At 34.5% G+C, this 13692-nt stretch carries 13 protein-coding genes; 1 reads left to right on the top strand and 12 read right to left on the bottom strand.

The features are described from left to right. Positions 1-11 precede the first annotated feature (11 nt). Genes wecC through ACY2RT_RS06085 form a run of 10 tightly spaced genes read right to left on the bottom strand, consistent with a single transcriptional unit; the run spans position 12 to position 10727 of the window. Positions 12-1217, bottom strand: a complete 1206-nt coding sequence (wecC, locus tag ACY2RT_RS06130; protein WP_490155018.1) for a UDP-N-acetyl-D-mannosamine dehydrogenase — start codon at positions 1215-1217, stop codon at positions 12-14. 1 nt (position 1218) lies between these two features. Then, entirely contained in the window at positions 1219-2343 is a 1125-nt protein-coding gene (gene wecB, locus ACY2RT_RS06125; RefSeq protein WP_490155017.1) for a non-hydrolyzing UDP-N-acetylglucosamine 2-epimerase, read from the bottom strand. Between the two features lie 33 nt (positions 2344-2376). Next, positions 2377-3363 carry a hypothetical protein gene (locus ACY2RT_RS06120; RefSeq protein WP_490155016.1) on the bottom strand — a complete coding sequence of 329 codons (987 nt, stop codon included), beginning with the start codon at positions 3361-3363 and terminating at the stop codon, positions 2377-2379. Continuing rightward, the gene (gene rfbD / locus ACY2RT_RS06115; protein ID WP_490155015.1) at positions 3350-4237 is read right to left on the bottom strand and encodes a dTDP-4-dehydrorhamnose reductase; all 888 of its coding nucleotides are present in this window, start codon (positions 4235-4237) and stop codon (positions 3350-3352) included. The genes ACY2RT_RS06120 and rfbD overlap by 14 nt, the downstream gene beginning before the upstream one ends. Further along, the gene (rfbC, locus tag ACY2RT_RS06110; protein ID WP_490155014.1) at positions 4234-4779 is read right to left on the bottom strand and encodes a dTDP-4-dehydrorhamnose 3,5-epimerase; all 546 of its coding nucleotides are present in this window, start codon (positions 4777-4779) and stop codon (positions 4234-4236) included. The genes rfbD and rfbC overlap by 4 nt, the downstream gene beginning before the upstream one ends. 3 nt (positions 4780-4782) lie before the next feature. Continuing rightward, positions 4783-5640: a glucose-1-phosphate thymidylyltransferase RfbA gene (gene rfbA / locus ACY2RT_RS06105; protein ID WP_490155013.1), complete on the bottom strand. Its 858-nt coding sequence runs from the start codon at positions 5638-5640 to the stop codon at positions 4783-4785. Further along, a complete protein-coding gene (rfbB, locus tag ACY2RT_RS06100; protein WP_490155012.1) occupies positions 5637-6653 on the bottom strand; it encodes a dTDP-glucose 4,6-dehydratase in 1017 nt (338 codons plus the stop codon). The genes rfbA and rfbB overlap by 4 nt, the downstream gene beginning before the upstream one ends. 14 nt (positions 6654-6667) lie before the next feature. Continuing rightward, positions 6668-8335, bottom strand: coding sequence for a DUF6909 family protein (locus ACY2RT_RS06095; protein WP_490155011.1), 1668 nt, complete (start codon positions 8333-8335; stop codon positions 6668-6670). Between the two features lie 22 nt (positions 8336-8357). After that, a complete protein-coding gene (locus ACY2RT_RS06090; protein ID WP_490155010.1) occupies positions 8358-9854 on the bottom strand; it encodes a GH3 auxin-responsive promoter family protein in 1497 nt (498 codons plus the stop codon). A gap of 6 nt (positions 9855-9860) precedes the next feature. Next, on the bottom strand, positions 9861-10727 hold the full coding sequence (locus ACY2RT_RS06085) for a M23 family metallopeptidase (protein WP_490155009.1): 867 nt from the start codon (positions 10725-10727) through the stop codon (positions 9861-9863). 117 nt (positions 10728-10844) lie between these two features. Here ACY2RT_RS06085 and ACY2RT_RS06080 point away from each other — a divergent pair, with 117 nt between their 5' ends. Further along, positions 10845-11033 (top strand): twin-arginine translocase TatA/TatE family subunit, encoded by a 189-nt coding sequence (locus tag ACY2RT_RS06080; protein WP_490155008.1) that lies wholly within the window; start codon positions 10845-10847, stop codon positions 11031-11033. A 72-nt stretch (positions 11034-11105) separates the two neighbouring features. Here ACY2RT_RS06080 and ACY2RT_RS06075 read toward each other — a convergent pair whose 3' ends face one another. Both ACY2RT_RS06075 and ACY2RT_RS06070 read right to left on the bottom strand, forming a co-directional pair. Beyond that, positions 11106-12080 (bottom strand): DUF4837 family protein, encoded by a 975-nt coding sequence (locus tag ACY2RT_RS06075; protein WP_490155007.1) that lies wholly within the window; start codon positions 12078-12080, stop codon positions 11106-11108. Positions 12081-12101: 21 nt separating this feature from the next. Continuing rightward, positions 12102-13661, bottom strand: coding sequence for a lytic transglycosylase domain-containing protein (locus ACY2RT_RS06070; RefSeq protein WP_490155006.1), 1560 nt, complete (start codon positions 13659-13661; stop codon positions 12102-12104). Positions 13662-13692: the final 31 nt, after the last annotated feature.

Below are 13692 nucleotides of genomic sequence, written 5' to 3'. Positions count from 1 at the left end.
TTAAAAATAAGCTAATTAATGCCAACAAAATCTAAAACTAATTTTGTGCTTTTAAGTTTTAAATTTTTGAACTCTGCATGAGCCACCAAAAATACAACAATATCTGCCTGTTGTATTGCTTCATTGACAGGTGTTAATTCTTTTTCAATTCCGTTCTCAAGATTAGGTTCAACATTTAGAATGGTAAAACCATTTTTTTCAAGAGTTTCAGCTACATATAATGCAGGAGATTCCCTCAAGTCATCAATGTCTGGTTTGAATGCCAAACCCATACAAGCAATTATTGGATTTCTCTTGTTTTCAATTTTGAATATAAGGGCCTTATTTTTAATTTTTTCCAAAACCCATTCGGTCTTATATGTGTTAGCTTCTCTTGATTTTCTAATCAAAGGGCTTTCTTTTGGAAATTCCGAAACAATAAACCAGGGATCTACAGCAATGCAATGGCCCCCTACTCCGGTTCCTGGTTTTAAAATATTTACTCGTGGGTGTTTATTAGCCAACTTAATCATATCCCAAACATTAATTTCTGCTTTATCACAAATGATTGATAACTCATTAGCAAATGCAATTTGATTATCCCTTGAAGCATTTTCTACAAGTTTTACCATTTCGGCAGTTTTTGCATTAGTTGGGTGTAATTCTCCCACAACAAAATGTTTGTAAAAATCTATTGCTTTTTGAGTAGATATCTCATCAATTCCTCCTATAGCTCTATCGTTATGTTTTAATTCATGTAGAATATTTCCTGGAAGGACTCTTTCTGGGCAATATGCAATATAGACTTGTCCTTTTAATTCTGGTCGTTCCTCAAATATGAGCTTTTGCATTTTCTGTGTAGTTCCAACAGGACTGGTGGATTCCAAAATGACTAAAGCGCCCTTTCTAAGTGTAGGAATAATACTCCTAACTGCAGAACTTACAAATGATAGATCAGGAACATAATCTTTTTTGAAAGGTGTAGGGACTGCTATTAAATAAACATCTGCTTCAACTGGAGCTGTGGCTGCTTTTAAATAACCTTTTTTTACTACGTGATGTACCAATCCGTCCAAATCAGGTTCTACAATATGTATTTTACCCTTATTAATAATATCAACTACACTTTTACGAATATCAATCCCAATAACTTGTAAACCTCTACTTGCTATTAGTGCAGCAGTTGGGAGGCCTATATAGCCTAATCCCATCATTATTACAGTGGGTTTTTTTCTCATATTATAAGCTTTTTATAAAATTTATTATTCTCAAAGATGCTTTTCCATCACCATACGGGTTATGTAGCATGCTCATAGAATTATAATAAGCGGCGTCATTTATGAGCTTTTGAGTTTCTTCAATTATTTTTTCAGTATTAGTTCCTACTAATAAAACTGTACCTTCTTCTACCGCTTCAGGTCGCTCAGTAGTATCTCTTGTCACCAAAACCGGCTTTGCTAAACTAGGAGCTTCTTCTTGAATACCTCCACTATCAGTAATAATAAGAAACGATTTTTCCATAAGCCATATAAATGCAGCATATGCCATTGGTTTTATAAGAGTTACATTGTCAATTCCCGATAAAAGTTTATAAACAGGTCCTTCTACATTTGGATTTAAATGGACCGGATAGATGATTTGAACATTTTCATTTTTTTTAGCTATGATTTTTAATGCTGAACAAATTTTCGATAGTCCCTCTCCATGATTTTCTCTTCGGTGACCAGTTACCAAAATAATTTTCTTCTTAAAGTCCAATATAGATTTAAGTCGTTCAATTTCTGAATCTTTAAATGTTTCAGAATTTACCTTTTCAATACCATACATTAAAGCATCAATAACTGTATTGCCCGTTACTAAAATAGAATTATCATCCGTGTTTTCCTTTATCAGGTTGGAGCGAGATAATTGAGTAGGTGTAAAATGATAATCAGCTATTTTGCCCGTAAGTTGTCTGTTAAATTCTTCAGGGAATGGATATTTTCTGTCATAGGTTCTCAGACCAGCTTCTACATGACATACCTTAGCACCACTATAAAAAGAAGCTATTCCAACGGCCATTGAAGTGGTTGTATCTCCGTGAACATATACATAATCAGGTTTAACTTCTTCCAACACCTCTTTCATATTCTCGATAATTGTCGCTGTAAGGCTGTAAAGGTTTTGATTAGGTTTCATGACATTAAGATCAAAATCTGGAGTTATATTAAAAAAATCCAATACTTGATCCAGCATCTCTCTGTGTTGTGCTGTAACACAAACCTTCGTAATAAATTCAGTGTTTTTTAAAAAACCTAAAACTAAAGGGGCCATTTTAATTGCTTCCGGTCTTGTGCCAAAAACGATTAAATTTATTTTTTTCATACTTTTTTTTATTTGAAAAGAAATCTAATAGTCTTAAGCATTTTTTTCACTCATCCTTTTTATCTTCAAATAAAAATCTTTAATCAAAATAAAGGCTATGTATATAAAAACCAATAAAATAGGAAATATTAATTTTTTATTACTAGAAAAGGAATCTACTGTAACTAAAAATGGCTTGTTAAGAACTTTAACTATTTCGTCATATTTTAAAAGTTCTATTTCTAATTCTTTAATCTCTTCAATTAATATGGTTTTTTCATCAAGTAATAAATGTATGTTTCCATTATTAAAAGTATTTAAATATATCTGGCTCGCTTGAGGCTTATTGTAAATATTAGATCCATAGACACTTACAAGAGAGTCAATTGACATAATACTTTGTTTATTTTCAAGAACATTATACTTTGAACTTTCTATACTAGCTTCCTTAATTGCAGAATAAATTTCATTTTCATTTAAATAATCAAGAAAAAGATCTATAGAATCTTGATTTGCAAGATCAGAAAACAATAATGAAATTTTATGAATTTTATATCTTGGCAAGAAAAATTCTGACTTTAGAATATTATCTTTATATTCAGCCTCTTCCATTAATTTCTCTAAAGTCCTAGTATTATTGTTATTGTCATTGTTTTCAATTAAATCAAAAACATTTACAATTGGCTCAATTTCAGCACCTAAAAGAATTAGCTCTTCTTCTTCATATAATTTATATTCTTTTAAAAAAACAGTATCTCTTTCTTTAATTTCACCATTTAGTTTTTCAATAGCATCATAAACGTAATTAGTGGCATCAAAATTTATTTGAACCAAAAGAGATGTTTGTTTTGGAGGGGTTGAATTTTTCGAGGAAAAATAACCTGCTCCAATTCCTATTATTATTAATATCAGCAGTATCCTCCATTTAGAAAGTAAAAACCGTAACCCTCTATATAGACTAATTAAAAGGTTATAATATCCTCTTTTAATTTTATTTAAAACAACTAAAAGATCTATTTCATCGTTATTATTCTGTGCCATTCTTATTCAGTTTGTGGATTAAAGTCATCTTATTAATTAGAAATTGAATACTTTCTCTCCAGTTTATTGCTTTTATATCTAATATTCTATAAATTTTTGATTTACTTAGAATACTGTAAATTGGTCGCTTTGCAAAAGTACAGTAATGGTCGGTTTTAACAAGCTTTACAGCATCAAATTGATTTGATAATTTTAAAATTGCTTCTGCAAACCCATACCAGGTAGTTTCTCCTTCATTACTGAAATGATAAAGCCCGTAGTTTTCATTTTCCGAAACAACAATATCCAAAATCAGTCTTGCAAGGTCATTAGCATTAGTTGGCGTCCCTGTCTGTTCTGTGGTTATAGTAAGCTGTTTTCCTTCTTTAGAAAACTTTAAAATACTTTTCAAAAAATTATGGCCGTATTGTGAGTACAACCATGAGGTACGAATAATGAAATATTTCTCACATATTTCCTGAATATATTGCTCCCCTTTTAACTTTGAAGCTCCATATACATTTAAAGGATTCGTTGCATCTTCCTCTATATAGGGCGTTCTCTTTTGCCCGTCAAATACATAATCTGTAGAAATATGAATAAAAACTATATCTGCTTTTTTACACTGTAATGCCAATGTTTTGACTGCATGCGCATTGACCTTAAATGCTTTTTCCTGTTCACTTTCGGCTTTCTCCACATTCGTATATCCGGCAGCATTTATACAATAGTCAAAAGAATTTGTTTTAAAAAAATCTTCAACCAAAGCTGTATTTTCAATGTCCAATTCATCTTTTGAAGCAAAGAAAATGTCTAGTCCGGTGTATTCTGAAACAGCGTCTCTAATACATTTTCCTAATTGTCCTTTCGCACCTGTAACTAGTACCTTTTTCATTTAATTGCCTCCTCAAAAGTAGGAAGTTGTAAGTCTTTTTCTGAAATGATAAAATCTTCCTTCGGAAGATGCCAATCTAAAGATAAGGTTGCGTCATTATAGATAATTCCTCTTTCCGAAACTTTATCGTAATAATTATCACATTTATATGCAAAAACGGACTTTTCTGAAAGTGTTATAAAACCATGCGCAAATCCTTTAGGAACAAATAATTGTTCGTTTTTAATATCATCCAACACATATGAAAAATGTTTACCAAAGGTTTTAGACCCTCTCCGCAGATCAACAACAATATCCAACACTTTACCTTTAATCACCCGAACTAATTTAGCTTGTACCATCATCCCTTTTTGATAGTGAAGCCCTCGGAGTACACCATAACTGGAAACCGATTGATTATCCTGCACAAAGTCAATTTCTATTCCTGTAGCTTTCTTAAAGGTTTTCTTATTAAAGGTTTCACAAAACAACCCTCGCTCATCTTTGAAAACGTTTGGCTTTATAATAATACAGTCTTCCAGTAATGTGTGTCTTATTTCCAAAACTTAGTCCAGTTGTAATAAATGTTTTCCGTAACCACTTTTTAATAATGGCTTTGCCAAAATAATAAGTTCTTCTTTTGAAATATATCCCATCTCATAGGCCGCTTCTTCAATAGATCCTATTTTTAACCCTTGTCGTTCTTCTATCACTTCCACAAATTTGGCTGCCTGCATTAAAGAAGCAAATGTTCCGGTATCCAGCCAGGCAGTACCTTTATCAAGTATGCTAACATTTAATTTCCCCTGCTGTAAATAGGCGTTATTTATATCGGTTATTTCCAATTCTCCCCGAGTACTGGGTTTTATATTAGATGCAATTTCCACTACGCTATTGTCATAAAAATAAATTCCGGGTACGGCAAAATTTGATTTTGGTGATTTCGGCTTTTCTTCAATAGAGAGTGCTTTTCCTGTTTTATCAAATTCTACTACTCCATAACGCTCGGGATCGTGGACATGATATGCGTATATAACTCCCCCATCCGGATCATTATTGGATTGTAACAGCTCTCTTAATCCGGAGCCGTAGAATATATTATCCCCTAAAATCAATGCTACTTTTTCATTTCCAATAAACTCTTTTCCAATAATAAATGCTTCGGCAAGGCCATTAGGATGTTCCTGGATTGCAAAGCTAAACTCGCAACCAAATTTTTTTCCGTCTCCTAATAATTTCTGAAAAAGAGGTAAATCCTGTGGCGTTGAAATAATCAATATTTCTCTAATCCCTGCATACATTAACGTTGATAAAGGGTAATAAATCATAGGTTTATCATATACAGGCATCAACTGCTTGCTCACTGCCAAAGTAATAGGATGTAACCGTGTGCCGGAGCCTCCTGCTAATATAATTCCCTTCATAATCGATCTGTGTTATTTAAATACCAGTTTACGGTTTTCAAAATACCCGTTTCAAAGTTTTCTTGTGCTTTCCAGCCTAATTCGTTCTCAATCTTCGAAGCATCAATAGCATACCTAAAATCGTGACCAGGCCTGTCTTTTACAAAAGATATCTGTTTCTTATACGAAATACCCTTTGGCTTTAATTTATCCAATAATTCACAAATTGTATGGGCTATATACAAATTCTCACGCTCGTTATTTCCTCCTATATTGTACGTTTCACCTAGTGCTCCTTTATCTATAACCAACTTAATTCCTATACAGTGGTCCTTTACATATAACCAATCCCTTATATTCTTGCCTTCCCCGTAAATAGGAATTGGTTCTCCCGAGATTGCTTTTCGAATGATTGTGGGTATTAATTTTTCTTTATGTTGATTAGGTCCATAATTATTAGAACAATTGGTTGTAACTACCGGTAGTCCATAGGTGTGAAAATAGCTTCGCACCAAAAAATCTGAAGATGCTTTTGATGCACTATAGGGACTATTAGGTGCATAAGGTGTCTTTTCGGTAAAGAGCCCCGTCTCGCCTAAAGTTCCATATACTTCATCTGTAGATACATGTAAAAACCTGGCAGACTTAAAATCTTCTTTTATTTGGTTGGGGCCATTCATCCATGTTTTGTAGGCATTTTGTAAAAGGTTAAAAGTCCCTACAATATTGGTTTGTATAAATGCTGCCGGCCCGGTTATAGAATTATCAACATGAGATTCTGCCGCAAAATGTACTACTTTGGAAAATTTATGCTCATCAAACAGTCTTTTAACTAAAACTTCATCACAAATATCTCCCTTGACAAAAGTATAATTTGGTTTTTCCGAAATATCAGTCAAATTCTTTAAATCACCCGCATAAGTTAGCTTATCTAACACAAAAATATGATCTTCCGTATTAGTAATAAGATACTTTACATAATTAGAGCCAATAAACCCTGCTCCTCCGGTAATTAAGACTTTATTGTTGTTCAAAATATTTTTTTAGTTTAATCTAAAATCTGTTTTAATATCTTTTCAGTTATTACATAGGTGGGCTTAACTCCTGTTGTTCCAAGTCCTCCGGAGGCTAGTGTACTTCCTGTCTCTAAAGGATTATCTGATGCATAATACGCATACCGTACCTCAACTTTGGCATTTATGCTATTTCTAATCTTTGATGCCGCCTGTATTGCTTTTTGATAATGGGCTCCTTCCATTTCCAGACCAATCACATTCCATGTAGAATCGTGAAAAAACTTTAAAATATCTCTGTTCTGAAGCGAAGTTCCCAATACAGTGATCATAGCACCCGTACAAACATTAACATCATCATCTACAAACTGTGATTTTTTCAATTTATTTTTGAAAGGATAATTATCTGCTGTTCCTTCAAAAACATGCGCAGAAGGAATCATGATATCTCCTTTTCCGCCTTCTAAAATTCCGGCTTTTCCCATTATTGAAATTGAAACAACATTTAAAAAGTGTTTTGTTTTATTGATTTCAAAAGGTTTTAAAAGTTCATCCATGCTTTCGTAGGCCTGCTCACCAAAGGCATAGTCCATAACAATAATTACAGGACTTTCTTCTAAAGGGATTGTTGTATTTTCAACAAGTTTTGAAGTATCGAAAATCTGTACATTTATATTTGTTCCACTGCTGTCTTCAATAGCCGTCATCCCATTTTGTAAAGCCACCTTGGTAACTTTTTCCCGTAGTTTACTGTTTTCGGCCTTGCTTAGAGCTTCATACACTTCTAATGGCCCTTTTTTATTAAATTCAGAAGGCAAAGCAATAGAGGCATATAAGCTATTCATGATACTGTGCATATTTGCACTAATGATGTGTAAAGGTCTCTTTAAATATCCTTTTTCTTCGAGAGTTTCTTTAATTTTCAGTGCCCATCGTTCTCCATGAATGTGGTGTCCTAAGCGTTCCCGAAGTACCGGGCTAAAAGTAATGATCCGCTTATTATCCTCTATTACCTCTTCAATAGCATACTTTCCTAAATAATAAATAATATTTAAAAATCGATTTTCGTCTTCAGTACAGGCAAACTCCGGGTATATTTCATAGACTTCTTCAAAAGTCCTTCCTAAAAAATTAGCGGTATGTGTTAAAGCAATTTCTTTTTCATTTTGAGTAAGCTTTCCCTTTTTAAGTACAGCTTCTTCTAATTTTTTCCAGTCACGTATCACACTCCCTTTTTCATTAATCAACACCTGTTTCATAATTTTATGTGACTCAATATAAAGGAAGGTTAAGTGTGTTAGAATATCATAAATCTCTGAGCGACCACGAGTGACTTCAATATTCATTTGTTCAGAATCAATACGGTAACAATTACGCCTACGTTTCTCAGGAATAATTACTTTAAAGTGCGAATTTTTGTACCCCTCATCACTGGTTAGATTTACAAAACGACATTCTTCAATTCCAAACGGTAATCTGTCAATAACATATAATAATCCCTGAAGCTCTATTTTTTCTTCAGCAATAGATCCATAAATCTCTGGCCTTAGGGTGAAAAGGGCATCTCGAAGTGTTTCCCCGGAAAGCCCCATTGGTTTATAGTAGCCCCTGTTAAAAAGGTGCCGCATGGTAATGTACAATCGCTCTATTGCCCCGGAGCTCTCTTGTGCACGTGTTCTTGTATGTGATTTTAATTTATTCATATTTTGCAAAGATACGCTAATTTTAAGGTTGCATTTTAACCAATGCATCTGCTATCTTTCGGTCATTTGCCAGCCTGGGCGTCTTATTTTGGCCTCCCAATTTTCCTTGGGACTTCATATAATCGTTGAAACTGTTTCTTACCAAAGGCCTTATTTTTAATGGCTGAAGCACTTTGCCTTTGATCAGGTCAAAATAATACGAATTCTGTTTTTGTAAAGAAGCATCTAAAGCACTGGCGATCTGCATTAGATCTTGAGGTTCCTGTTCAAATTCGATCAACCATTCGTGATACGGTAATTTTCCTGCTTCTACTTGTATTCTGGGAGCTACTGTGAATTCAGAAATTGAAAAATTATACTGTTCCATAGCTTCTTGCATGGCTTGTTCAACTTCTTTCCCAATTACATGTTCTCCAAAAGCCGAAATAAAGTGTTTGATTCGCCCCGAAACAATTAAACGATACGGGTTTGTTGATGTAAACTGAACTGTGTCTCCCAGATTATAAGCCCATAGACCAGCATTTGTGGAAATGATCATTACATAGTTGACTCCGGTTTTCACTTCACCAATTGTAATACGGGGAGCATCTTCTTCAAAAAACCTATTGGATTCGACAAACTCATAAAAAATGCCAGAATCCAATTGAAGCAGCATCCCTTTTTCATTCTGTTTATCTTGAAAAGCAAAAAACCCTTCACTGGCAGGAAATAGTTCAATACTGTTTACTTTTCTTCCTATTAAATCCTCAAATTTGGCACGATACGGTTCGTAATTAACACCGCCATAAATGAAAAGATCAAAATTTTTAAATAATTCTCCAACTTTTTTGCCCGTTACTGCTTTTAATCTTTCAAAATACATTTGAACCCATGAAGGAATCCCGCTAATAACGGTCATGTTTTCGCTTTTAGTCTCTTCTACAATGGCGTCAACTTTGGCTTCCCAATCTTCAATACAATTAGTTTCCATACTGGGTAATCTATTTTTCTGAAGGTATCCGGGAACATAATGGGCCACTATCCCGGAAAGCCTCCCAAGTTTAACACCATTCTTTTTTGATAGCTTTGGGCTTCCTTGTAAAAAGATCATCTTTCCATTGACAAATTTTGCATTTCCCGTTTCGTTGATATAACACAAAATAGCATTTCGTGCCGCTTTAATATGTGACGGCATTGAAGCCTTGGTCAGTGGAATATATTTTGCCCCACTTGTTGTTCCCGATGTTTTTGCGAAATAGATTGGTTTTCCGGGCCAGAGAATATTTTCTTTACCACTTACAACTTGCTCTACATAAGGTTTTAACGCTTCATAGTCTCTTATAGGAACCTGTTTTATAAAATCTTCAGGGGTTTTAATGCTACTAAAATTGTGGTCCTTTCCAAATGTAGTGTCTTGAGCTTGGGCAATTAATCTTTTAAAAACACGATGCTGTGTTTCTTGTGGGTTTTTTGCCCATTTATAGATGCGGTATACCACAACTTTCGCGAAAATTTTAGCAGCAAAGGGTTTTAAAGACATACTGTGTTAGTCAAAATCAATAAAGTTAGTTGGATTTATAGGATATCCTTCACTCCACAATTCAAAATGGAGGTGTGGTCCTGTAGAAAGTTCTCCGGTGTTTCCGGCAATAGCAATTACCTCTCCTGCTTTCACCAGTTCACCTTGTTCTTTGTTCAATGCCGCATTGTGTTTGTAAACAGAAATGAGGTTATTTGAATGTTCTATAATAACCACATAACCTGTATCTGCGGTCCATTCGGCAAAAATAACCGTTCCATCTGCAGTCGCTTTTACAGGAGCATCTTTTACGGTTACTATATCTACTGCAAAGTGTTTTTCCTTAGGATTGTATCCTTCGGAGATAGTTCCTTTTACCGGAGCAAAAAGAACAAAGCTTACTTCTGTGTAGCCGGTCAACGGATTGTATTTATCTTCCTGGGACACTTTTTCTCTTAGCAGAGAATCTTGCTTTGAGGCATTCAGGTTTATTTGAGAAGCATCGATCTTTGCCGCTTCAATAATAGAATCCTTATTAAAATCAACTGTTTTAACGTCTCCTGTAAGGACTTTACGTATAGAAGCAAGGTATTGCTCATTAATATTGATAACCTGCTGTAAAGAGTCTGTTTTAAAGGTGAGATCTGTCGCCTTTTTCTTTAAAGAAGTAGAAGAGTAACCCGGAATGTATTCCCGCAAGGGTGTAAAAGCAATAATGAGGGTAGTAATTGTGATTAGAAAAAAAGCGAAAAAAGTACTAAACACAAAGACATTCAATCTGTTCAATTTAAATGAAAAACGTTCTTCAAAAGTATCTTCGTTAAGTACTACTAAACGGTACTTATGCAATAACTTCTTTTTAAAATTTTTAGCCCTTTTATCTTTTTCTGCCATTGCGGATGCTTAAGAATACAAATATAAAATAAACTCTATGGGTTCAATGCTAAACTTAATTGGAAAACGTTATATGTAAGTATTTCTTGTTACCTTTGTACCTTAAATTTTATAAAGATGGATGCATTAATGATACCCTTAGCGATCGGTCCTTGGCAAATTGCATTAATTGTAGTGATTGTTTTATTGTTATTTGGCGGAAGAAAAATTCCTGAATTAATGCGCGGTTTGGGAAGTGGGATTAAAGAATTTAAGGATGCTTCAAAAGAAGAAAACGACGACAATAAAATAGATGAAAAGAAATAATTTTCTTTCATCTATTTATAAAAAAAGCCTGTTATTGTAGAAATAACAGGCTTTTTTTAAATTAACCATTTACTATTCTATTCTAGCTGATTTCAAAATTGCTTCCAACTCAAACTGAAGGTCTCTCTTAGCAACAGAAGGAGCATACGTAAACCCTTCTAAAATTAAATACCTGTTATTTGCTTCATCCTTAACAGCATAATTTAAAAAAGGGCCAGCCATATATTTATCTTTTACTTCCCATGTTCCTTTTGTCTCATAAGCAAATTTTCCGTCTATTTCACTGATAAACAAATAAGGTGCATAGGCCTCTTCGGTAATAAAGCGACCTTCATCTTCCACCGGAAGGTAATTTCCGCCTATAGAGTCTCTTATTTTAATGATATCTCCTACAATTGCAGAGTCTTTACCGATCATTCCCATGGGAACTTCGTAAATGACTACATTGGTACTCCCCGATTTAAGGTCTTTTCTAATCCAATAAAAATCCTCTGTGGCCAATGCGGTTCTGTAAGCCGAAGGGATCTTGAGGCTAACCCCAAGGTGCTCCTTTAACGAGTCCAGTTTTTTTAAAGAGATCTTAATTCTACGTTGTTTCTCGGTTATTTCTGAAGCTCGGAATGCAGCAATTATATTTTTGTGGTTTTCTGCAATTAAAGCGACCAGACGCTCCGCAGTTTTTGCTGTTACAAATGCTCCTGTTTGTGGTTTTGAATATGAGTTCTTCCTTATGGACACATTTTCTTCATTTCCAATGGCCACATTCAGAAAAAGTCTGTTCTTACGTGCAAAGCCCGTAAAGGTTGATGGTGGCATTTGATTAATAGAGTACAAAGGTTCTTCTTGCGGAAGACCATCTGTTGGAGCTGCAAAATAAGTACGTATTTCTTCACCTACTTCAGCATTCCAAAGATCGTTGGTAATGATAACTTGTAAGGAATTAATATTTCCCAGGGATTTAGGAAGGTAAGAGGTATCTTTTTTCCCATTATTATCGCAGGAAATAAATAAAAAGGCGGCAAAAGCTACTAGGTAAAACGATTTCATACAAAGAGGTTTATGTGGGAGTTATCCTTTTGAAACTTTAAGCTTCATTCCCGGTTTTAATTTGTTACCACTAATATCGTTCCATTTTTTAATATTCTGAACCGTAACACCAGGAAATTTTTGGGAAATGCTCCACAATGAATCTCCACTCCTTACTGTATACACTTTAGCATTTCCATTATTTGAAACTGTAGCTTTTGTCGCTCTTTTACCAACAGGGTTTCTTGGGTGGATAGTGAGTCTTTGTCCTATTTTAAGCCTATTGCTTCTTAAACCATTCCAGCGCTTTATCTGACTAACTGTTACACCATATCTTGACGCTATTTTACCTAAATAATCGCCACTTTTTACACGATATCGTATTCTGTTAGACTGCTCGAAAAGTTGTGGTAATGGTTTCTCCCTATCATTAAACTCCTTTTCTGCATATGCATAGATAGCTTCTTCATTTGCTACAAATTTTCCAACTGCATCCAACGGTAATCGCAATACATAATTTTCATTTTTCACTTTTGGGATGATATCCAGTTTGTAGGACGGGTTCAAAAACTGTAACTCAGCAAGGTCGGTATTTGTCACTTTTGCAACCTGGTCTAAACTTATCATTTTTTTAACCTGTATCGTGTCCGTAGCAACATAAGGTATTGCAGGGCCGTTACTTTTAAAACCGTGTTCTTCAGCAAATTCAAAAATGTACATTGTAGCTAAAAATGCCGGTAAATAGCCTGCTGTTTCACGTGGAAGGTGTTGCCTTATATTCCAGTAATTGGTATAGCCTCCGGAACGCCTTAATGCCTTTGAGACATTTCCGGGGCCAGAATTGTACGCAGCCAATGCCAGATCCCAATCACCTAAACTTTTATATAAGCTTTTAAGGTATTTACATGCGGCTTCTGTCGCCAATGTAGGATCAGACCGGTCATCTACATAAGAACTAACATCCAATCCAAATAATTTTCCGGTATTGAACATAAATTGCCATAGCCCGGTAGCCCCTACTCTTGATTTTGCCCGTGGATTTAGTGCAGACTCAACAATAGCAAGGTATTTTAACTCTAAGGGAAGGTTGTGTTTGTCTAATTCTTCTTCAAACATTGGAAAATAATAATCGCTTAACGCCATTAGTTTTACCATTGTTCTTCTTCGGTTCTTAAGGTATTGTTTAATTACACTTTCTAAGGAAGGATTGTATTCTACATTAAAAGGGGTCCGTGCATTTAGCTCTTCGAGGCGTTGTTTTAAAACTTCCGTTGACAGTTCTTCATAAGCAACCGGTTCATAGGTCTGTGTAGTTATAGCTCCATAGACCTCTTCAAATAATTCGGAACCATACAATTCCTGTAGCCACAAACTATCCTTTTCTCTTGCTACAGCCATATCTTTCAAATCAAAGACCAACGTATCTTTAATTTTTGTTGCCACAAGGGTTGTAGGCAGGTCTCCGGAAAATTGTTGAACAGCAATAGAATCAACAATTTGAATTTGTTTTTGTTGAAGAGAATCTATCGTTGCATTTTCTTCCTGAGCATATAAAATTCCACAGCTAAAAAAAAGAATAAAAAGTAAGAGATATCTTTTCATATAGAAATAAACGTAGGTTATTGGGGTAAAT

This window comes from Ulvibacter sp. 2210JD10-4, assembly GCF_058148525.1.
Note: the sequence above shows the minus strand (reverse complement) of the source record. Positions and strands in the feature narration are given on the sequence as shown.